Consider the following 21,785-nt stretch of genomic DNA (forward strand, 5'->3'; position numbering starts at 1 on the left):
TCTTATTTACAATAGCCATTCATGACGGTTCTAAAACGTGTTTGTATATAAAAATGACAGAATGGTGTGCAAAGACACTAGTATCTATCCATCATGATTTTTCTTCAATCTGTTTCAGTTACAAGAATGCGGCGCTTTTAATTTTCTATATGCTAAAGGTGTCGTATTTTTTATTCTTTTAAACATACTAATAAAATAACTTGTGCTGTTGAAGCCGACTTTGTAAGCAATTTCGGTTATATTGAAGTCTGTTTCTTGAAGCAGGATGAGACTTTGTTGAACTCTATATTCATTCACATAATGAAGAGGTGTCTTCTTTAGAATATCTTTGAAGTATCTGCAGCATTCAGATCGGCTTAGCTGACCTGCTCGAGCGATATCTTGAAGAAGCACCTTTTCGTGATAATGCTGGTGAATCCAATTCAGCATAGGTTTCATCCGTTCATTTTTATCATGCTGCCGTGGATCATATTTTATTTGAAAGCCATTTTGTAATAAACATTTCCACATGGTGATGAGTTGAATATTGAGTTCAAGCTCATAATATGCTGGAGTTTCATCAATTAATCGCTGAATGGTTTGAATACATTGATAGATATGATTTGGCCAGTGGTCTTTTCGGTTCAATAAAATATAAGGTGTCTGACTCGCATGCATATAAGGATGAACGAAAGTGGTAAATAATTCATTGGCTGTGATGAAATGTGGGGAAACGTTTAGACAAAGATATGTACAAGTTGTCCCATTCGCATCTTTTGCCATATGCAGGCAGCCACTATTGATGAATACGCCATCTCCTTCCTTCAAACATATCGTCTCTTCATTGATGTGAAATTCAGCTTCCCCCTCTAAAATAAAAACAAATTGAAATTCGTCATGCCAGTGAAGAGGGATGTGGCCGCTTCTATGATCACAAATTTTCGTATGATAAAGAGCGATAGACCAGGTCGTAGTAGAATGCTCCGTTAATTCTTTCAAATTGTAGTCAATAAGAAAATGATGGTTGTTCATGGTTCTCCTCAATATTCTTTTATTTTTATGTTCAATTGATATATCAATATGTAACAAAGTGAACTACTATCAACTATATTATCATGATTGTTTGAGAGTTGAGGAGAACGAAATGGATAGAAATAAGGGAATTTTGCTTGTGCTGATTGGTGCCATCTGTTGGGGAGTAGGAGGAACTGTTTCACAAAAATTGTTTCAGCAATATGGGATTTATGTCAATTGGCTTGTTACTGTCAGGCTGCTTATTTCAGGTGGACTGCTTTTATTTGTTCATTTCATGCCAAAAGAACGAACGCAACTAATTGGTGTGTGGAAAAAGAAGAGGACGGCTATGCAAGTCCTTATATTTGGAGTAATGGGCATGCTAGCTGTTCAATATACTTATATGGCATCCATTCAACTTGGGAATGCAGCTGTGGCGACGCTTCTGCAGTATACGGCCCCTGTTATGATTATCATGTATTTAGTACTTCGCCGCCAATCTACTTTTACCAAAAGAGATATGCTGACGGTGTCATTGGCGTTCATGGGTATGTTTCTCTTATTGACGAATGGTTCTGTTTCAACATTAACCGTTCCATTTGTCGCAGTGGTTTGGGGAATACTGTCTGCTGTAGCGCTTTCGTTTTATACGCTATATCCAATCAATCTGTTAAAAGAATTTGATTCTTTAGTCGTTGTCGGCTGGGCGATGCTGATTGGGGGAGCTGCCCTTAGCTTAGTCCATCCGCCATGGAAGATAAATCTGTCGCATTTACCTGTTGAAGCGTATGTTTATTTATTGTTTGTTATCATATTTGGTACAATGATCGCTTTTTGGTTTTACATAGAAAGCTTGCAATATTTATCACCGAAAGAGTCAAGCTTAATTGGAAGTGTCGAGCCCCTTGCGGCAGTTGTCACGACTGTTTTTTGGTTAAAGGAGCCATTTGGTTTTTTTCAATGGGCTGGGACAGCTTGTGTTGTATACATGATTTTATTCATGGCATTATATCAGCCAAAAAAATGAGAAGGAAGGGTGTTCAAAGAGAGATTTTCATTGCAAGAAGAATTGACTGGGTGAAATATATATGAAGTGAACTATTAGTTCGTGATAACTACCTATTTAAATAAATGGGTAGTTTCTCAATTTGTATTCATGTTGCGCCTGAAAATTTACCATATGCCAGACAACATGCCCGAACATATGGTTTAATCACATGGTCTATTTCTTATGACTTGAATAAGCGCAGTAGAAGCAACCATTAAAATCAGTTTCATTCGTCATTTGTTTAGCTTCATCAATGGCACTCTCACCACTCATGTGCAGACCAATCAATTTACGGCTTGAAGCATCACCTAAAAATGCACAATCTTCTGTATGTACAACATATTGACCTTGATCATCTTTTGTATGAATAAAATAATAACTTTTTAGCATACCCCTCACCTCCAACCTGACTATACTACTATAAAACTTCCAAAGATGTAAAGATTTTTTATTAAAAATATTGCAATTTTATACACATTCCTTATATTTCATAAAAAGAAAAATATGTTATAAGATCAAAGTTAATGAGAACAGACAGGACTGTTTAGATTGAAGATATGTTAACTCCTTTATTGGTCGCACTTGTCGTTGGAGGCATTGTGTACGTGATAGATGATCGTTCGATTCATCCTTTGCTTCCAATCATTTCGATGAGCAGAAAAAATAAGTGCCGTTTGTGTTTCAGTCATGCAAAAAGGACTTTCTATAGAAGAAAGTCCTTTTTGCTTCATTTATTGCGCTCCCTGACCTTTTAGTTCACGCTGCACGTCTAAGTCGTCAGCTTCTCTGCTGAACTTTGGCAGTGTAAAGAAGTAAAAAAGGAAAACGAGTAAAATAATAACGCCCATTCCGTAATAAATATAAGAAACGTTTGTAATGAGTTTTGGAAATAGTACCGCAATCAAACCTAATGTCATGGATTGAGCAAACATGGTAAGTGGGTCAACCCAGCCTGACACACGTCCCATCAGACGAGGGTGGACGATTCTCGGCAGCCAGCCGCCAATGACAATGTTGACTGGGCCAATACATGTACCAATGACAAACGATGTGACGTAAAACAACCATAGTGTATGGGTGGAACCAAGTACAAAAATCAGAATGCCTGCAACCAAAATTGGAAGTGACATGAGATATTGCATCTTTACTTTTTTAGCGAGAACAGAGCCCATTAAGCTGCCAACAAGTAGACCGGCACCGATCGCGATTGTAAAGAATGATGTATGCAGTTCAAAATGGTCCGGTGAAAGGCCATATTTCATTGTAAACATCGGAAGTACAGCAAATGCGCCATTGACTAGACCGAAAACAAAAAAGCCAAAAATTAAAGAAGCCAATAATTTATTTTTTATAATGTAAAGAATGCCTTCTTTAAAATCTTTTAGAGACGTTTTAATGGTCATGCCTCTCCAGCCTGCTTGTCCATTTGGCTGACGTGCTTCAATTGGAATGTTACATGTACGAATCAGGATGCCTGACACAATAAAACTGATCAAATCAATGGTAATGGCACCGTGAAGTCCAATTGTCTTATACATAATCGCACCGATTCCAACACCAAATACCATGAATAAACTAAACAGCATTTGATTTAAGCCAGCGGCTTTTGCATATTGATCTTTATTTAAAATCGCCTGAACGAGAGAGGCTTCAGCTGGATAGAAGAACTTCGTAATGGCACTTCGTATAAACAAGATCAAGAAAATAAGAGGTAGTGAATTGAAATAAATAACAATGAATAAAACAATCGTCAGCCCAGCTCGTATCCAATCGCAATTCTCTGCGACTTTTTTACGATCAAAACGATCTGCTACGACACCGACCATAAAAAAGACAAAGATCGTTGGAAGTGAATACATGAGCTCTGCTAATGTGGCGTAGGCGGGCTGATGACTAAAATGATCGAGCAAATAAAAGGCAAACGCCATATTGCCTACTGTTGTCCCCATTTGCGAAGCAAGTGCTGCAAAAAAGAGACGAACAAAATTTCTGTTTTTAAAAATATCCATAAATACGCTCCTTAACCTGAAGATCCCACTTTATATCATATAAAATTTTAAGCATTCATACAATTGATTTCTCCTACTGGCTAATGGTCACAGGTGTTCCATTTGGAACGATTGAAGCAAGTTCGATGACATTCTGATTATACATACGAATGCATCCCCTAGACACAGCTTTACCAATTGAAGACGGGTTATTCGTACCGTGGATGCCGTAATGAACTTTCGAGAGGCTTAGCCAATAGGCGCCAAAGGGACCTCCTGGGTTTGGCTGTCTGTTCACAATATAATAAGAGCCTGTCGGTGTCATATTTAAAATTCTTCCTGTTGCAATCGGATAAGACCGAATCAGCTCTGATCCAGAAAACAAGACGAGACGTTTGCTTGAGATCGAAACAGAGATGCGGTAAGGGATCGTATTAGGATCGGGCAGACCAGGAATGATAATGACCTCATTTTGTAACGGCTCTCGGCCTTGCAGTGAAGGGTTTGCAGCCTTTAAAGCTTCTGTTGTTGTTCGAAAATCAAGCGCTATAGAAGCAAGCGTTTCTCCGCGTTTTACCGTATATCGCAGCACCAAAGGACACTCCTTTTGCTCAAATAAAAGAAGCCATGATGCCTGTCACTCAATCTATATATGGACGGAATCAGGCTAAGGAAGGTTTCTCCTAACATTTGTCATGAGAAAGATCTTTGATTATCTATATGCAAAAAGAAGCGGTTTGGCTTCTGTCTAAATGCGAGAAGAGAGGGTGAAAAAGGTTAATTCAGGTTTGGCTAAAAATCGAAGCGGCAGTCTTGTTGTCCCAAGTCCGCGGTTGACATAGATTCGGTGCTGATAACTTCCGTATAAACCTTCCACATATGTATGGCCAAAAGGTGCTGTGAGAATGGGTCCGTAGAAAGGAAGCTGCACCTGTCCGCCATGGGTATGTCCAGAAAGCTGCAAGTTAATGGGGGTTGTATCCAGCTCCAATGCTGCATCAGGCTCATGTACGAGCAGCAAGGTAAATAAATCAGATGATACTTCTCGCTTAATCAGGTCATAATCCGGCACACTCATCATCAGGTCATCCATTGTAGCAATCTGAATATGCGCCCCTTCTTTTTCTAATGGAAACACATCATTTTTACATATTGTAAAGCCGCAATCTTTCATCGTATTCTCATAAAGATCAATGCCAAATGGTCCGTAGTCATGATTACCGCATATCGCGAGCTTACCAAACGGGGCATGGAGCTCAGTCAAATAGGCTTTCGCTTTTTCATGCTCTTCAATCGATGCTTGAAAATCAACGAGATCACCTGTGAACACAATGAGGTCTGGAGACTCAGCGTTGATTTGCTGGACGACGGATTCTAATTCCTTCGCAGGAAATGTATCACTTAAATGAACATCACTAAATTGAGCAATTTTAAACTGGTTAAATGAAGCTGGAAGCTGAGCATCCCGAATGGTCATTGACACGGTATCAATCATGCGTGGTTCGATATATCTGGCATATCCGTATCCACATGTTGTAGCTAAAAAACCGAGAATGCTCGCGCCAGCTGCTCCTTTTAAAAACTGTCTCCGAGAAAGTTGCTTCATATAAGACTCCTTTATAAATAAAATTAAGTATAGCATCATATTTAAAGAATCTCCCATATGGTGCATCTAGGGTCAATCATGATATGATAGAAAATAATGAATGAATAGTCATTCAAAACCACAGAGGGGGAGAACAAATGACGAAACAAACAGTGATTGTCACAGGGGGATCAAGCGGAATGGGGAAGGCGATGGCTGTCCATTTGGCACATGAAGGCTGGAATGTCGTGATTACTGGAAGAACAGAAGAAACGTTAGAAAAGGTAGCAAATGAAATAAAACAAAATGGCGGCTCGATCGCTTACTTCCAAATGGATGTACGAAACCCAGAGGATGCCGATCAAATGGTCAAGTTTGCGGTAGATACATTTGGAGATGTGGACGCTCTGATTAACAATGCTGCAGGAAACTTTTTAGTTCCAGCAGAAAAACTATCTCCTAACGGCTGGAAGGCTGTCATTGATATTGTATTAAATGGAACATTTTTTTGCAGTCATGCAGTGGGCAATTACTGGATTCGTCAAAAGAAAAGGGGAAGTATGGTCAATATGGTGGCAACCTATGCATGGGGTGCTGGTGTAGGTGTGGCGCATTCAGCGGCAGCAAAGGCCGGTGTTTTATCTCTCACTCGAACGCTTGCAGTGGAATGGGGTAAGCAATATCGAATTCGCGTTAATGCCATCGCGCCAGGTCCAATCGAGAGAACAGGTGGTGCGGATAAACTATGGGAATCGGAAGAGGCAGCGCAAAGAACAGTAGATAGTGTTCCACTTGGCAGACTTGGTACACCAGAGGAAATTGCAAAGCTTGCAAGCTTTTTATTATCTGAACAAGCGTCTTATATAAATGGAGATTGTATCACAATGGATGGGGGGCAATGGCTCAACCAATCCCCATTTTGAATGACGATGTAAGACCTGCTTTTGATGTGTTATAATCACACAAAGAGAGAAGCAGGTGATGAAAATGGTCGATCCATTGGATATTTTAACGAATATTGAAGATGTTTTCCCGCACTATCAAGCGATATTCAGTGCGGAAGAGCAAAAAGTGATAGGCTATGAGATTTTAGGAAGAATGAAGCTCGAGTCTGAAACAGTTAGCCTAGGCTCCTTCTTTACGGATTCATCTATTCCTGACGAATATAAAGTGGAAGTAGATCATAAAGTACTGACGCAAGCACTCGATCTTTTCACAACAGCAGATGATGATTTGCTCATTTTTATTAATCATGATGCCAATATCCTGATGCTTGATCATGGTGAAAGCTTTTTAGAACTCTTGAAGCAATATGAAGCAAGGGGCATTCAGCTTAATCGGTTTGTTATCGAATTTACAGAGCATACGTTTAGCGGCGATATTGAACAGCTTTACCATACGTTAACGTATTTTCGTACATATGGTATTAAAATCGCCATTTCGAATATCGGAAAAGAAAGCAGCAATCTTGACCGGATTGCCTTGCTCTCACCCGATCTATTAAAAATAGATTTACACGCATTAAGGGCATCGGCTCCTTCTCCTTCCTATGAATATGTCTTGTACAGCATTTCATTGCTTGCGAGAAAAATAGGGGCGGCTTTAATTTATGAAGACATTGAAGCAAATTTTCAGCTGCAATATGCATGGAGAAATGGCGGCAGATACTTTCAAGGGTTCTATCTTCACGAGCCGGCGGCGGAATTAATCGACCGCAATAAACGAAAAGATCAGCTGAGGGAAGAATTCCAGCAATTTATTGCGCATGAGAAAAAGAAACTACAAACTGTCTACGAACATTCTGAAACATTTTATAAACGAATTCACCAAGCTGTCACGACCTTAAAAAAATCATGCACTACAAATGATGAACTCATCCAAAAGCTGGCATTAGAATTATCGGATTGCAGCTTTCGGATTTATATGTGTAATGAAGAAGGCTTTCAAATCACTGGAAATGTGTTTAAAAAAGAAAAAGAATGGTTGTTCCAGCCTGAATATATCGAGAAAAACTGGAGCTGGCGTCCTTATTTCCTAGCAAATATTCTCCAAATGAGAATGAGCGGGAAAGGATTTTTCAGTGATATTTACAGCGATTTAGAAACTGGTGAGAGGATACGTACGTTTTCTTACCCGTTAGAGGGAGATATGTATTTATTTATAGATCTTCCGTATGCCTATTTATATGAGCAAGATGGATTAATTTAAAATCACAGTGTGAAGATTATATTATCCATTTATTAACAATTTGAGTAGCCTTTTGGGCTGCTTTTTTTGATTGAAAAAAAGAAATAAAAAATGGTTGACAATGAAACTGATAATCATTATCATTTAGTTATAGAGAGAAGCTACTCTCTGTTCCCCAACCCCTCTATCAGATCAAGATCCAAAAAACTTGGCGCTACCCCCGCCAAGTTTTTTTTGTGCTTTTCATCTTTGCCTCATGCATAGGACAGCCCAATCCTTCCATACATCTTAAGTGATGACAGTTAGACGGTAGGAGGGAACGTCATGATCAAACGTGACAAGCGGCTGCTGATTGATTTGCCAAGACCAGATCACCCAGATGCAAATGGTGCTGCTGCTGTGCAAGAATTACTCGGCGGAAAATTCGGTGAAATGTCCACATTAAATAATTACATGTTTCAATCCTTTAACTTTCGAGGAAAACGAAAACTCAAACCGTTTTATGACCTCGTATCCAGCATTACGGCTGAAGAATTCGGTCATGTAGAACTTGTGACCACAGCTGTGAATCTCATGATTACAGGGACCACCCATGGCGGAGATCCAGATACGACACCGATGAAAGCGGCTGTCGATAAACGAAATACACAGCATTTTATTCAAACGGCTCAAACAGGCTATCCGTTTGATTCCATGGCAAAACCTTGGACCGGGGAGAATGTGTTCTCAAGCGGAAACCTGATTCTTGACCTCCTTCATAATTTCTTCCTAGAATGCGGAGCACGTACGCACAAAATGCGCGTATATGAAATGACAGATCATCCTACAGCAAGAGAGATGATCGGTTATTTACTCGTCAGGGGCGGAGTGCATGTTGTGGCATATGCAAAGGCGCTTGAGGTAGCCACAGGTGTAGATGTAGGAAAGATGCTACCAATCCCAAACCTCGACAACAAATACTTTGATTCAGCGAGGAAATTTGAAGATCAAAATGTTCATACAAAGCTGTATACATTTAGTGATACGGATTACAAGGACATTAATAAGATTTGGAAAGGCAGTCATCCGATTGATGGAAAACCGCTCACAGTGATTGAGGGCACCCCGCAAGGAGCACCTGTGCCAGATTATAGAGAATTACCGGAAGAGTTTGCCCCAGGCATTTCCAAAGAGGATTTTGACGAAATTGCCAAACGTCTGATGAGATCTGCGGGTTTATAAAAACATGGTGCATGAGATTAGAAAAAAGACTCAAACTAAAAAAACAGATTCTTTTTCTTTTTTTGAATTCAAGAGGAAAAATATCATCTGAGAACACTTTATGGTATGATGCTTTGTAGGACTTGTGTATAATCAATACGGGTTCATCTTGAGTTGTTTTTTTGAAAGGAGTCTTTTTTTAGAATGTCACAATTAATGGGTATCATTACAAGGCTGCAAAGTCTTCAAGAGACAGCAGAAGCTGCAAACGAACCGGCACAGCGTTATTTCGAAGTGAACGGTGAGAAAATCTGTAGTGTTAAGTATTTCGAAAAGAATCAAACGTTTGAATTGACTGTTTTTCAACAAGGGGATAAGCCAAATACTTTCCCATTTGACAACATTGATATGATTTCGATTGAGATTTTTGAGCTTTTACAATCCTAAGCTGAATCGTATGAAATGTTTTTTCTAAGGATTCCTTCGTTTATTTGCGGCAATATACATGTGTCATGATTGGCGCAGTGTACAAATGGAAGATGATCATTCAGCGCATATTTCGGATAAGAGACCATTAAAAAGGAGTTCCTTTCTGTGAGTGATTCTTTTTACTACAATCTTTCTGAAGATCATTTAGCGTTTTCTGATGTCGTCATGAGAATGAAAGACTTTATTCGAAAAGACCCTAGATCCGCCTATGTGTTATCAATTGGTACGGACTCTCAGGTCAATCAAAATGTCACAAGATTTATGACTGCAATTCATCTCCACCGGATTGGCAAAGGGGCTTGGGGCTGCCTCACGCAACAAGTGATCAGCAGACCTGTGCAAAGCCTTAGAGAAAAAATTTCATTAGAGACAGCGTTTAGCCAAAAGGTATGTGCAGACATCCTTGAGGGGCCTTTAACAGAACTGATGGATTTGCTTCTTCCGTTTGCTGAGGAAGGGGCAGACCTCCGTTTTGAAGCCCATCTGGATATTGGCAAAAAAGGAAGTACAAAAGATCTGATCCAGGAAATGACCGGAATGATCACAGCTATGGGAATTGAAGCTAAAATAAAACCCGACTCATACGCAGCATTTTGCTATGCCAATCGATACACAAAATAAATTCCGTCATTTTTCTCCAAACCTTGTCGAAACGTGCGGTTGACGATTCGATTCTAGTTCCTTATTCTAGCTGTATAGAGAGGAAGCAGACATTCAAAAGCCTGCTAATCAATATAAAAGCATATATGAAACAGGGGGCCTGATGTTGGATGAGCGTCATCGAAAATCGTTTTAATGAAGAAGAGAAAAAGCTATTATTAAACGTATTGCTGAATCAGGAATATGCTGTCGAATTACTAAGCAGTGAGATCAATGATATAGAATGTGGAACAAAAAATGTCGATGACAATACGTATAAGCAGTTGATCACATTGTATGACAGAGTAAGGTTTGAGAATTAATATTGATTGAACATTCTATTAGATACTCGGGAGCTGAGTATCTTTTTTATGCAGAAAAAATCTTTCGACAAATTTCGTTTTAGTTTATGCTTAATGGTAAAGGGGAATGTATGATTGATGATTGAGAGAAAAGGGGTCGAAGAAACATGATAGAGATAGAACCAACTCAATTGCTTGAGTCAACAGTAGCCGAGCATATGATTGATGCAGATAAAGTGGCACATGTTCAAATTGGAAATAACCTTGAGCATGCTCTATTGGTCCTTACAAAAACAGGATATACAGCCATCCCGGTACTAGATCCTTCTTATCACCTGCATGGGTTAATTGGAACGAATATGATCATGGATAAGATCTTTGGTTTAGAACGAATTGAATTCGAAAAGCTGGACCAACTGAAGGTAGAAGAGGTTATGCTTACTGATATCCCAAGGCTTAAAACGACGGATCCTGTGCTAAAAGGCGTTCACGCTGTAACGAATAATGGATTTGTTTGTGTCGTAAATGAGGAGCAAGTCTTTGAAGGAATATTTACACGACGTGTTGTATTAAAGCGCTTAAATGAAGTGATTCATGCCGCGAAAAAATGAGCTGAAACCCAGCTTATTTTTTTTGCCTTCATAAGCTATAATTTATATAATGACCATATGGAATAAGAAAAACTTATAGAGAGAAAGGGGACGCCCATGCAGCTTCAGGAGTTACATATGCTTGTTGTGCTAAGTGAAGAATTGAATATGAGAAAGGCTTCGGAGCGGCTCTTTGTCTCTCAGCCTGCTTTATCCCAAAGATTGCAGACGATTGAAAAAGAGTGGGGAACCAAAATCTTTTTTCGTTCTCAGAAAGGGCTCACCGTGACTTCGGCAGGTGAACAGATCATTCAATTTGCAAAAGAGGTGACGGTTGAGCAAGATCGAGTGAGAGAGAGAATCGATGAACTTGAAGGGGAAATTCACGGTACACTAAAGCTTGCGGTTGCATCCATTATTGGACAGCACTGGCTGCCGAAAGTGTTAAAGCGATATGTCGAAAAGTACCCAAATGCGAAGGTATCACTTGTGACCGGCTGGAGTAGTGAAATGCTCAAAAGCTTATACGAGGACCACGTGCACATTGGGATCATTCGCGGAAACCCTGATTGGAAGGGAACAAAGGAATATTTGATGACAGATCATTTATATTTAGTCGATTCCGTTATCAAAGACGTGGACGAGTTAATCGAGACAGAACGCCCGTTTATTCAATTTAAAAGCGACAGCACGTATTATCAGGAAATCCAGCACTGGTGGCATCAAAAATTCAAAGTGTCTCCAAAGCAGACGATTCTAGTGGACCAGATTGAGACGTGTAAACAAATGGCCTACCACGGCATCGGCTACGCCATTTTGCCTTCGGTCACCTTATACGACCACGAAAAAAGTGTTCATAAAACACCGCTTGTTGACGTGAATGGAGAGCAAATCGGACGTGACACATGGCTGCTAGGCTATGAAGCTTCTTTTCAATTAAAACAAGTGCAAGCATTTGTTGGTGTGGTCAAAGAAATGCTTGAAAGTGATGCGGTGTAAGTACCTTCTTGGAAGAGGAAGGTGCTTTTTTAGGTGAATGATCATTTACTTATTGCACGCATATCAAAGCAACAGATAGATGGAGCGAATCATAGAGGAGACTTCGATCTTATGAAAAACAATCAATTAATCAAAATGAACAAACCAGAATGGGGAGATCATTTGCGCGTGAGGTGGCGTGAACGTTTTGCTAGTCATCTTTCAATGAAAGAACAAAACGAGATATCAATAGATGATTTTTTATGGCATTTATGCAGTTTTGGAATGGTTACATGCCTTGAAAATGCTGAAGCGATAGACGCATTTCTTCAACAATCAAAGGATAAGTGTACTGTTTTTTATCAATTTGTTGACGAGGCGTATCTTTTCGAAAATGCCAGCTCTCTTTTAATCAATGATTTACCATATCAATCTAATCATATGGATTATAACGATATGTATGTGATGGATTGGAATGAAAAATGGACATTTGTGATGACGCATGAAACGGCTTATGGTCCATATTTTATTCAAATAGATGAAACGAACGAATGAGAAACCGATGATCTCTTCGATATGAAAAACCCGCCTTCCAATTGGAATGAGCGGGTTTTTCATTGGGTTATCGTATTGATTGGTCAAAGCTTTTTTATGAAATCATTTGACAATGAAAATCATTATCATTTAAAGTGTACATATAATAATTGAAAATGATTATCATTTAGATGGGGTGACCGATAGATGAAAGCACTAATTACATTTGCGAGTATGTCTGGTAATACAGAAGATATGGCAGCGATCATAAAGCAAACACTAGAAGGAATAGGGATCGATACAGAGATGTTGGAATTTGATGATACAAGCGCAGAGGATCTTTCTTCATACGATTATGTGTTCATCGGTTCTTATACATGGGGTGATGGTGATTTACCTTATGAAGCTGAGGACTTTTATGAAGAGGTCTCCACGCTTGAACTAAGTGACATCAAAGCAGCTGTGTTCGGATCTGGAGATTACAGCTACCCGAAGTTTTGTGAGGCTGTCCATACATTTCATGACATGCTCAAATCAACCGGTGCATCTGTGTTTCCTGAAACATTGAAAATGGAGCTTGCGCCTGATACCGATGAGGATGTGGCGTGCTGTCAGGAATTTGCGACAAGCTTTTTAACGTGGGCGGCGCTATCTGAGAAACGAGTTGAAAACCATGTTTCATAAAGGAGCGACAGCTGTTGCTGCATCTAAAAACGGTGGATACTTTGTCGCTGTAAAACGTGAAGGTATTTTTCACTACAGTGTGGAGAGCGGGTGGCAGCAACTGTTTAAGCTCAAGCATAAAATTCATGCCATCAGCTATATTGGACCTTATTTATTCGGTGTTGGTGAAAATGGCACAGTGATTAGATCAGGAGATGAAGGTCATACATGGGCGCTATCATCATTTCCAACAAATGCAGTCGTTTGGTCTATTACAGGACGCAAAGATGGGTTTGTGTGTGCACATGGAAAACATAGTATTTATGTGTCAAATGATTTCGGGATTTCCTGGGAAATTATGAAGCCATTTGCTCATGTGAACCACCCACCTGTCATTCGTTCCTTATGTGCTGCAGGTGATCACCTTTATATTGGAACACAGATTCATGATGTTCACGGAGGAATATGGGTGTATGACTTGGAGAGTGAACAGGTTTTCCTCCTAAACAGAGAGGAGCACCGGATGACAGCTTCTATGCTGCTCTGTCAGGAGCATCTGCTTGTTTGCGCATTGGGATCAAAAAAAGGCAAAAAGGGATCTGTTCAAATTTTAGATTTACATACCAATATGCTGCATGATATTCAATCACAAGCCTTTGCTAGAGAGGAATCATTTTTGGATGTGTCAGAGGATAATGGCATTGTGTATGTGACGACTTCACAAGACGAACACGGGTTTTCTAAAGTGTATCAGCTTGATATTGAGCAAAAAGAGCTCAAATGGTTTGATACGATCAAAGGACACGGTTTTCGTGTAGCCAATCAAAATGAAAACTTTTTCTGTGCTGGTTTATATGAGAGCAAGTTTGTAAGACCATATGAGGAGCCGGCATTGATTCATTGATAAGGAGGAAGAAAAAGTGACAGAAAAGGTTTTACTCGTGTATGCCACGATGTCTGGGAATACAGAAGCGATGGCAGATCTAATTGAAAAAGGAATAACAGAAGCAGGAGCCAGGGTGGACCGTCATGAAGCGATGGATATTGATGCAGAGCTTCTCAATGATTACACGCACATTATGTTAGGTGCGTACACATGGGGAGATGGTGACCTTCCTGATGATTTTATTGATTTATATGAAGAAATGGAAGAGCTTGATTTAACGGGAAAAGCATTTGCTGTATTCGGTTCCGGGGATACATCTTATGAGCATTTTTGCGGAGCTGTTGACCTAATCGAAGAAAAAGTGAAGGAACTTGGCGGTGACATTGTTCTGCCATCCGTCAAGATCGAGCTAAATCCAGAAGGAGAAGAAGAAGAGAAATTGATTTCTTTTGGCAAACAATTTGTTCATCTTCACCAGCAGGAAGCGGGGTAATCAGTCCCGCTTGTTTTATTTTCCATTGAAGAGTCAACTCTTTCACTTGTCATTAAAACTCTCCTTTGGTACAGTAATGAAGTATAAATTAAGAGGAGGACATACATACATGAAACAAATGGACGCTAATGAAATTATTTCATTTATTCAAAATAGTACAAAATCAACACCTGTCAAAGTCTACATCAAAGGTGATTTAGAAGGTATTGAGTTTGGTGAACATGCAAAAACGTTCATCACAGGAAACACTGGAGTTGTTTTCGGTGAGTGGAGCGACATTCAAGAAGCGCTAGAAACGAATAAAAGCAAAATTGAAGATGTTGTCGTGGAAAATGACCGCCGCAACTCTGCAATCCCGATGTTAGATTTAAAGAACATTAAAGCGCGTATTGAGCCAGGTGCGATCATTCGTGACCAAGTTGAAATCGGTGATAATGCAGTCATCATGATGGGGGCTTCTATTAATATCGGCTCTGTGATCGGCGAAGGTACGATGATTGACATGAACGTGGTGCTTGGCGGCCGTGCGACAGTAGGTAAGAACTGTCATATCGGTGCCGGATCTGTTCTTGCAGGTGTCATTGAGCCACCATCTGCTAAACCAGTTGTCGTAGAAGATGATGTTGTCATCGGTGCGAACGCTGTAGTTCTAGAAGGTGTAACAATTGGTAAAGGTGCAGTCGTAGCTGCTGGTGCGATCGTTGTGAACGATGTAGAGCCTTACACAGTTGTAGCAGGTACACCTGCAAAGAAAATCAAAGACATTGATGAAAAAACAAAAGGTAAAACAGAAATTAAACAAGAACTGCGTCAGCTTTAATTCATACAATTCGCAGCTGAAGACATAGACGTGGATGATATATCCACGTCTTATTCGTATAGAGGAAAGGAAGCGAGTTCACTTGTTAAATCGTGAGCAATTGATATCCATTCGAAGAGATTTACATCAAATCCCTGAGCTTGGTTTTAAGGAATTCAAAACACAAGCGTACCTCATCAATCATCTTGGTGCTTATTCAAAAGATCGAGTTGAGATAGAAACATGGCGAACTGGACTTTTTGTCAAAGTAAAGGGAACAAATCCTGAGCGCGTATTTGCGTATCGTGCAGATATGGACGGTCTGTCAATTCCTGAGGACACAGGGTATCCATTTCAATCAGTACATGAAGGGAAGATGCATGCGTGTGGACATGACCTTCATATGACCATCGCACTTGGGATCATTGATCATTTCGTTCATGAGCCAATCAAAGAAGATCTATTATTTATGTTCCAGCCGGCAGAAGAAGGTCCAGGCGGAGCTGAACCGATGCTTACAAGTGATGTGCTGAAAAAGTGGACGCCAGATTTTATTACAGCACTGCATATTGCACCTGAATATCCTGTCGGAACGATAGCCACAAAGCCAGGGCTGCTTTTTGCCAATACGAGTGAGCTTGTGATAGATCTTGAAGGAAAAGGCGGACACGCTGCTTACCCTCATTTAGCGAATGATATGGTTGTGGCAGCGAGCGCACTTGTAGGTCAGTTGCAATCGGTTATTTCTCGTAATGTCGATCCTCTTGATAGTGCGGTCATCACGATTGGCACGATTACCGGGGGAACGGCTCAAAATATCATTGCACAGCATGCAAAGCTTGATGGCACCATTCGTACACTTTCACCAGAATCTATGGAAAAAGTGAGAAAGCGAATTGAAGCACTAGCAAAAGGGATTGAAATTGGCTACGAATGCAAGGCAACCGTGCGATACCCTTCATCTTATTACGAAGTGGATAATTCAAAGGAACTGACAGAGGAATTTATGTCATATGTCGCCGGAGAAGGGCTTGCGAATGTGATTGAATGCAGAGAAGCCATGACAGGAGAAGATTTTGGCTACATGCTGAAAAAATACCCTGGATTCATGTTTTGGTTAGGGGTCGATTCAGAATATGGCCTGCATCATGCAAAACTTATGCCTGATGAAAAAGCGATAGAAACCGCAGTAAACGTTATGACGGCTTATTTCAAAAAGCAAGCAGGTGAATGAATAATCAAGCTACCTCCTGTACACCTTATGAACAGGAGGTGTTCTTGATTATGACAAGAATTGGTGTAGAACCATCTTTATCCGATGTAGAAGAACTACTGAAGCAAAAAGGGTATGACGTCGTACGTATTCAAAATGAACAGCAAATGGATCAGTGTGACTGCTATGTAGTCACAGGGCTAGATTCAAATGTTCTTGGCATTTCAGACACAACGACAAAGGCATCTGTGATTACCGCGTCTGGTATGACGGCTGATGAAATTTGTCAAGAAGTAGAACAGCGTGTTCAATAAAACAAACAAGAAAAAGAACCGGTAGATTATCATCCCGGTTCTTTTTGCTCTTTTTCTATATCGAGTACTTCTTTCATTTTTTTGCGCAAGATTCGTTCTACCCGCCATTGCTCCATTGTTTCGGTTTTTGCAATGATGCGCAGTACAAGGGAAGAGGATCCAAACGCCTCCACGCCGACAACTTGAGGGCCTTCGATAATTTGAGGAATGTCTTTTCGTACCTCATCACACGCAGCTTGAAGGGCTGTGATCATTTGATCCACATTCTCTTCTGGAGATAGCTCGATATCAACGAGTGCCTGCATAGTCCCTCTTGAATGATTGCTCACGTTCAATATGCTTCGATTTGGAATAAAATGAAGGGTGCCGTCAAAGCTTCGAAGCTGCGTGGTTCTAAGTCCAATTTGTTCTACGATCCCATCAAAGCCAGCAACTGTTATGTATTCTCCCACATCGAATTGTTTCTCTAATAAGATAAAGAATCCTGTCACAATATCACTCACTAGTCCTTGAGCGCCAAAACCGATTGCAAGCCCCACAACGCCTGCGCCAGCTAGCAAAGCGGTCGGGTTATAATGAAATAAGTCGAGGATCATGACAACTAAAATAAAAATCAATATGTAGGCGAAAATATTTAGCGTGAGACTTTGCAGCGTCTGAGCTCTTGATAAAGAGACGTCATGCCTTTCAGAGAATGTGGAATAGGCACGCTTAATCATCTTATTTCCAATGGCTCTGATGATAAAATAAATCACAAAAATAGCGATTAGTTTTAGCAAAATCATACTGCTATTGAGGATAATGGAAACCCAATCTACTTGTTCAAATGCTTTCATGATCTTCAAAACCTTTCTATGTATGCTCTAATAGAGAAGCTAATCATTTGTTCCCTTCTGCAAGACATGTTAAACTTTTGTTAAGTGAAGCAAGAGATTGTGACAAATCGTTAATTAAATTTATTATTAATTAATATTGACTAAAAACCGCTTAAGTATTATAATTGTAATTGTGAAGTTATTAACTAAATGAGAATTTCAACTTTTGATTCTCATTTTATATACAGCTTAGAAGTCTGTATAAAGATATTATTTTTGGAGGGATTTACATATGGCAGAGCGTTTTGTAGGAAAACAAGCTCCACGTTTTGAAATGGAAGCAGTACTTGCTAACAAGGAATTTGGTAAAGTAAGTTTAGAAGAAAACATGAAGAATGACAAATGGACAGTTCTTTTCTTCTATCCGATGGATTTCACATTTGTTTGCCCAACTGAAATTACAGCAATGAGCGATCGTTATGATGAGTTCGAAGATTTAGATGCTGAAATCATTGGTGTATCTACTGATACAATCCATACGCATCTTGCTTGGATCAACACAGACCGTAAAGACAATGGTCTAGGCGAATTGAAATATCCGCTAGCTGCTGACACAAACCACACAGTATCTAGAGAATACGGCGTTTTAATTGAAGAAGAAGGAATTGCACTTCGCGGTCTATTCATTATCAACCCAGAAGGCGAACTTCAATATCAAACAGTATTCCACAACAATATCGGTCGTGATGTAGATGAGACATTACGTGTTCTTCAAGCATTACAAACTGGTGGACTTTGCCCAGCGAACTGGAAGCCTGGTCAAAAAACACTTTAATTGATAGCTGAAGAAACAGGAGGGTCTAACTAATGTTAGACCTTTTTGTTTCGACACATACAATGGATGGAGGCGCTTCATAATGAAATTACGTCAACCAATGCCAGAACTAACTGGTGCAAAAGAATGGTTAAATGGAGAAGTAACAAAAGAAGATCTAATTGGTGACAAACCAACATTGATTCATTTCTGGTCAGTCAGCTGTCATCTTTGTAAAGAGGCAATGCCTCAAGTCAATCAATTCCGTGATGAATACAAGGATCAACTAAACGTGATAGCCGTTCATATGCCGCGATCAGAGGATGACCTAGATCTGGATAAGATCAAGGAAGTTGCGAAAGAGCATGAAATCACGCAGCCAATTTTTGTGGATAGTGATCATAAGTTAACAGAAGCCTTTGAAAATGAATATGTACCAGCATATTATGTATTTGATAAAACAGGTGCTCTGCGCCACTTCCAAGCTGGCGGAAGCGGAATGAAAATGCTTGAGAAACGTGTCAATCGAGTGCTTTCTGAGTCTGAAAAGGCTGCAGAATAGGCTTTCCCCCATAAATGGGGGTTTTTTCATGGACAAAAATAGGCGACCTATTGCACGGAATGGACTTCGCCTTCCTAAGAAAAGAGAAATTGGGGGAGTTTATTAAAAAATATTCCTGAAACAAAAAGATCTAAAGACCTATTTACATTTTTGTTTTGAAATGAAAATGTAAAGATTTTAACTTTTTACTATTCAGAACGTTTTTGCACAAAAGAAATTTCAGTTTGGTAAATAACGATGTAAATCAAGTAGTATAAGTGTTTATTCAAATTTTTTACAATATTTTAAGGTTTGTCAAAAGCCTTTAGTGGCAATGAAATGGATGCCGATTGTTCCTCTTTGGCAAAATTTTAGTTGAAAATACCTATCTGATAACAAACTGTAAAATGATAAAAAAATAGTTGATAAAATTAGTTTTCTAATCTAATATTTACTATAGAATATTTTTTATATGATGAGGGGGAAATCCATTGTTTAATGAGAGGGAAGCGTTACGATTACGATTGGAACAATTAAACGAAGCAGAAGTAAAGGTCATCCGTGAATATCAAATTGAGCGAGATACGATTTATGCAAAATTAAGAGAATTAGACCGTCATGGAACAGGTCTAGTGTCAGATACAAAAAAAGAAGTGCGTACAGAAAGAAAAACGGATTCACTGCCTGTATTAGCTGAACTGGCTGCACAAGAAATGAGAAGCTACCAGCCGCCTGCACAATCACAATCAAATGCTGTATCAACTTTAGGAACAGGACAGCTAAACGGTGCACCTGTAGGTATTCCTGAAGGATCTACAAGACGCAGAAGAGGCACAGCTCGCCCTGGTTCAAAGGCAGCTAAGCTTCGTGAAGCTGCGATTAAAACGTTAAAGCGTCATAATGCAGCGATTAAAAGCTCTGAACTTCAAAAAGAAATTGAAAAAGAGAGCGGTCTTGAAATTCCAAATATGACAACGTTTATGCAAAGCTTAATTAAAATGTATCCTGAAGTGAAAAAGCCATATCGCGGACAGTATATTTTAGAAGGCGATATTCAAACAGAAGACGAATAAATAAAAAAGAAACTGCTGACGAAAAAAGCCAGCAGTTTTTTTATTGCGAGAATTACTTTTTTTGATCAACAGTATAGACAATTTTTCGTTCCTTTGACAGGTGATCACGCTGCTTTTTGAAGCCTTCAATCTTCACTGTCATGACATCTCCATTTTGCTGCACCGCATCGACTTGTGCTTGTAGCGTTTGAACTTGTTCATTCAACTTTTTCAAGATGGGTTCGATTTCTTCCGTTGTTTGCAGGAGGCTGTCTCGAGAGAATGGCTGTGAATTTGTTTGAGCTGACTGGTCAATATCAGCAAAATGAGATGCGATCCATTCCTCACTTTCGGCTAACTGCTTTTGATAGCTTGTGAGCGTTTCATAAAAAATCGCTTCCTTTGCTTTTTCAATTTGCAGTAATTTCTCTTGTGTTTCATAAAAACGCTCCTGCAGGTGTTTAACGCCTTCCTGTAATAGATTGAGCTCTGCGTTTTTATCACCTAATGTTTGCTGCAGTTTCTCAATCACAGCGGATAAAGTATTTCCTTTTTTCTCCTCTTTTGCAAGCCGTTTATCTTGATCTTGCACCCGTTCATTTAATTGTTGAGAGATTTCTTTATATTTGATGACTTTTAAATGCAGCCGGTGTTTTTCTTCCGTTTCTTTCCTTCTATGAAAGGTTTCTTTTTGGAGCATTTCATGAAGAAGAACTATTTTATGTAATAATTCAGATTTGCTGTAGGAAAGATCCTGTATTTTTGAGGCTGCATGATCTTGATCAATGGTCATTTCATCCAATTGTTGCTTTAATTGCGTGTAATCCTTTTTCATCTCGTGATATTCTTGAGTTAACTTCTTGTTTTTAGAATACGTATATGAGGACTGTAAATCAGAGATCATTTGTTGATATTTGGCTGTTTCCGCTTTTAAGTATAAATTCTCTTGAGATAGGTCATGGAATAGGGGAGAAGCATGGCGCCTGTTCATCGATAGACCCTCCTTATTCATGTTACCAATAAAGTATGCGAGATGAGAGTGATTAGAACAACCATATCAAAGGAGGGTGAGTGGATGGACATAGTCAATGTCATTTTAGCTGGAGGAGCATCCAGACGTTTTGGAGAGCCAAAGGCAAGTTATATGTATCAAGGAAAACCACTATATGAGCATGTGAAAAAGCAGCTTTTGAAAGGACAGATGGTCATCATCAGCCATCCATCACTTCTGACCTTTTTTAAAGAAAGAGGTGAACGAGATGTGTGGTTGGATGATGAACAGGTGCTCGGATGCGGGCCGCTTGCCGGCATGTATACAGCGATGCAAAAGCAAGAAGCAGCATGGTATTTAGTGACGGCATGTGACATGCCTTTCGTGCGGAGAGAGACCGCCGAAGCATTATCGTCCTATTGTGGCGAGCACGTAGATGCAATCATCCCGCTTGTTCAGGGCAGATTACAGCCTTTATTTGCACTTTATCACCGCCGCTGTCTGCCGTCCATTGATGCGTGTTTAAAAGAGAATCAATTAGCCATCAAAGAGTTACTTCAAAGGCTTAAGGTGCGTATCGTCTCAGAAGAGGAACTGAACGTAACACCAAATGAATTCCGAAATATCAATAAAAGAAGCGATTTACCTGAAAACGGTATGATATGATACAT

At 39.7% G+C, this 21,785-nt stretch carries 27 protein-coding genes; 20 read left to right on the forward strand and 7 right to left on the reverse strand.

The annotated features are described in order from the left end of the window. Positions 1–114 precede the first annotated feature (114 nt). Entirely contained in the window at positions 115–1,011 is an 897-nt protein-coding gene (locus NSQ36_RS06730) for an AraC family transcriptional regulator (RefSeq protein WP_339207070.1), read from the reverse strand. 112 nt (positions 1,012–1,123) lie between these two features. Here NSQ36_RS06730 and NSQ36_RS06735 point away from each other — a divergent pair, with 112 nt between their 5' ends. Beyond that, entirely contained in the window at positions 1,124–2,020 is an 897-nt protein-coding gene (locus NSQ36_RS06735) for a DMT family transporter (protein WP_339207072.1), read from the forward strand. A 195-nt stretch (positions 2,021–2,215) separates the two neighbouring features. Here NSQ36_RS06735 and NSQ36_RS06740 read toward each other — a convergent pair whose 3' ends face one another. The 4 genes from NSQ36_RS06740 to NSQ36_RS06755 form a co-directional block, all read right to left on the reverse strand. Continuing rightward, complete coding sequence (locus NSQ36_RS06740) at positions 2,216–2,431, reverse strand: hypothetical protein (protein WP_050945147.1); 216 nt, start codon at positions 2,429–2,431, stop codon at positions 2,216–2,218. A 341-nt stretch (positions 2,432–2,772) separates the two neighbouring features. After that, positions 2,773–4,050, reverse strand: coding sequence for an MFS transporter (locus NSQ36_RS06745; RefSeq protein WP_003211422.1), 1,278 nt, complete (start codon positions 4,048–4,050; stop codon positions 2,773–2,775). Positions 4,051–4,123: 73 nt separating this feature from the next. Continuing rightward, positions 4,124–4,621: a L,D-transpeptidase family protein gene (locus tag NSQ36_RS06750; protein WP_034619946.1), complete on the reverse strand. Its 498-nt coding sequence runs from the start codon at positions 4,619–4,621 to the stop codon at positions 4,124–4,126. A gap of 156 nt (positions 4,622–4,777) precedes the next feature. Beyond that, positions 4,778–5,635: a metallophosphoesterase gene (locus tag NSQ36_RS06755; RefSeq protein WP_339207074.1), complete on the reverse strand. Its 858-nt coding sequence runs from the start codon at positions 5,633–5,635 to the stop codon at positions 4,778–4,780. A 137-nt stretch (positions 5,636–5,772) separates the two neighbouring features. Here NSQ36_RS06755 and fadH point away from each other — a divergent pair, with 137 nt between their 5' ends. The 15 genes from fadH (at position 5,773) to NSQ36_RS06830 (ending at position 16,901) form a co-directional block, all read left to right on the forward strand. Beyond that, the gene (gene fadH, locus NSQ36_RS06760) at positions 5,773–6,537 is read left to right on the forward strand and encodes a 2,4-dienoyl-CoA reductase (protein WP_003211125.1); all 765 of its coding nucleotides are present in this window, start codon (positions 5,773–5,775) and stop codon (positions 6,535–6,537) included. A 64-nt stretch (positions 6,538–6,601) separates the two neighbouring features. Then, positions 6,602–7,822: an EAL-associated domain-containing protein gene (locus NSQ36_RS06765; protein WP_339207326.1), complete on the forward strand. Its 1,221-nt coding sequence runs from the start codon at positions 6,602–6,604 to the stop codon at positions 7,820–7,822. Positions 7,823–8,125: 303 nt separating this feature from the next. Beyond that, on the forward strand, positions 8,126–9,022 hold the full coding sequence (locus NSQ36_RS06770; RefSeq protein ID WP_003210823.1) for a manganese catalase family protein: 897 nt from the start codon (positions 8,126–8,128) through the stop codon (positions 9,020–9,022). 183 nt (positions 9,023–9,205) lie between these two features. After that, positions 9,206–9,448: a DUF1797 family protein gene (locus tag NSQ36_RS06775; protein WP_003212254.1), complete on the forward strand. Its 243-nt coding sequence runs from the start codon at positions 9,206–9,208 to the stop codon at positions 9,446–9,448. 147 nt (positions 9,449–9,595) lie between these two features. Next, positions 9,596–10,111, forward strand: coding sequence for a ribonuclease H-like YkuK family protein (locus tag NSQ36_RS06780; RefSeq protein WP_003212504.1), 516 nt, complete (start codon positions 9,596–9,598; stop codon positions 10,109–10,111). A 149-nt stretch (positions 10,112–10,260) separates the two neighbouring features. Next, on the forward strand, positions 10,261–10,452 hold the full coding sequence (abbA, locus tag NSQ36_RS06785; protein WP_003210802.1) for an antirepressor AbbA: 192 nt from the start codon (positions 10,261–10,263) through the stop codon (positions 10,450–10,452). A gap of 146 nt (positions 10,453–10,598) precedes the next feature. Beyond that, a complete protein-coding gene (gene cbpB, locus NSQ36_RS06790; protein ID WP_003210874.1) occupies positions 10,599–11,042 on the forward strand; it encodes a cyclic-di-AMP-binding protein CbpB in 444 nt (147 codons plus the stop codon). A gap of 96 nt (positions 11,043–11,138) precedes the next feature. Continuing rightward, a complete protein-coding gene (locus NSQ36_RS06795) occupies positions 11,139–12,020 on the forward strand; it encodes a LysR family transcriptional regulator (RefSeq protein WP_003211236.1) in 882 nt (293 codons plus the stop codon). Positions 12,021–12,131: 111 nt separating this feature from the next. Next, positions 12,132–12,554 carry a DUF4275 family protein gene (locus NSQ36_RS06800; RefSeq protein WP_226805329.1) on the forward strand — a complete coding sequence of 141 codons (423 nt, stop codon included), beginning with the start codon at positions 12,132–12,134 and terminating at the stop codon, positions 12,552–12,554. 186 nt (positions 12,555–12,740) lie between these two features. Then, positions 12,741–13,217, forward strand: a complete 477-nt coding sequence (locus NSQ36_RS06805; protein WP_003212484.1) for a flavodoxin — start codon at positions 12,741–12,743, stop codon at positions 13,215–13,217. Continuing rightward, a complete protein-coding gene (locus NSQ36_RS06810) occupies positions 13,207–14,100 on the forward strand; it encodes a hypothetical protein (protein ID WP_095117790.1) in 894 nt (297 codons plus the stop codon). Before NSQ36_RS06805 ends, NSQ36_RS06810 begins: the two co-directional genes overlap by 11 nt. 49 nt (positions 14,101–14,149) lie before the next feature. After that, positions 14,150–14,575: a flavodoxin gene (locus tag NSQ36_RS06815; protein WP_229200389.1), complete on the forward strand. Its 426-nt coding sequence runs from the start codon at positions 14,150–14,152 to the stop codon at positions 14,573–14,575. A 109-nt stretch (positions 14,576–14,684) separates the two neighbouring features. After that, complete coding sequence (gene dapD / locus NSQ36_RS06820; RefSeq protein ID WP_106029784.1) at positions 14,685–15,395, forward strand: 2,3,4,5-tetrahydropyridine-2,6-dicarboxylate N-acetyltransferase; 711 nt, start codon at positions 14,685–14,687, stop codon at positions 15,393–15,395. Between the two features lie 34 nt (positions 15,396–15,429). Further along, positions 15,430–16,608 (forward strand): N-acetyldiaminopimelate deacetylase, encoded by a 1,179-nt coding sequence (locus NSQ36_RS06825; RefSeq protein WP_339207077.1) that lies wholly within the window; start codon positions 15,430–15,432, stop codon positions 16,606–16,608. Between the two features lie 50 nt (positions 16,609–16,658). Beyond that, positions 16,659–16,901 carry a YkuS family protein gene (locus NSQ36_RS06830; protein WP_003211408.1) on the forward strand — a complete coding sequence of 81 codons (243 nt, stop codon included), beginning with the start codon at positions 16,659–16,661 and terminating at the stop codon, positions 16,899–16,901. 29 nt (positions 16,902–16,930) lie between these two features. Here NSQ36_RS06830 and NSQ36_RS06835 read toward each other — a convergent pair whose 3' ends face one another. Continuing rightward, complete coding sequence (locus NSQ36_RS06835) at positions 16,931–17,737, reverse strand: mechanosensitive ion channel family protein (protein WP_339207079.1); 807 nt, start codon at positions 17,735–17,737, stop codon at positions 16,931–16,933. 271 nt (positions 17,738–18,008) lie between these two features. On the opposite strand from NSQ36_RS06835, the gene ahpA reads away from it, so the two are divergent. The 3 genes from ahpA (at position 18,009) to rok (ending at position 20,144) form a co-directional block, all read left to right on the forward strand. Further along, positions 18,009–18,551 (forward strand): biofilm-specific peroxidase AhpA, encoded by a 543-nt coding sequence (gene ahpA, locus NSQ36_RS06840; protein WP_003211758.1) that lies wholly within the window; start codon positions 18,009–18,011, stop codon positions 18,549–18,551. A gap of 82 nt (positions 18,552–18,633) precedes the next feature. Then, positions 18,634–19,092, forward strand: a complete 459-nt coding sequence (locus NSQ36_RS06845; protein ID WP_003211884.1) for a TlpA disulfide reductase family protein — start codon at positions 18,634–18,636, stop codon at positions 19,090–19,092. Between the two features lie 470 nt (positions 19,093–19,562). Continuing rightward, positions 19,563–20,144: a transcriptional regulator Rok gene (gene rok / locus NSQ36_RS06850; protein ID WP_003210851.1), complete on the forward strand. Its 582-nt coding sequence runs from the start codon at positions 19,563–19,565 to the stop codon at positions 20,142–20,144. A gap of 52 nt (positions 20,145–20,196) precedes the next feature. Here the strand turns inward: rok and NSQ36_RS06855 are convergent, their stop codons facing one another. Further along, positions 20,197–21,114, reverse strand: a complete 918-nt coding sequence (locus NSQ36_RS06855) for a hypothetical protein (RefSeq protein ID WP_050945137.1) — start codon at positions 21,112–21,114, stop codon at positions 20,197–20,199. Positions 21,115–21,198: 84 nt separating this feature from the next. Here NSQ36_RS06855 and NSQ36_RS06860 point away from each other — a divergent pair, with 84 nt between their 5' ends. Further along, positions 21,199–21,780: a molybdenum cofactor guanylyltransferase gene (locus tag NSQ36_RS06860; protein ID WP_050945136.1), complete on the forward strand. Its 582-nt coding sequence runs from the start codon at positions 21,199–21,201 to the stop codon at positions 21,778–21,780. Positions 21,781–21,785: the final 5 nt, after the last annotated feature.

This window comes from Bacillus sp. FSL W8-1143 (assembly GCF_037965155.1).
Lineage (GTDB): Bacteria > Bacillota > Bacilli > Bacillales > Bacillaceae > Bacillus > Bacillus pumilus.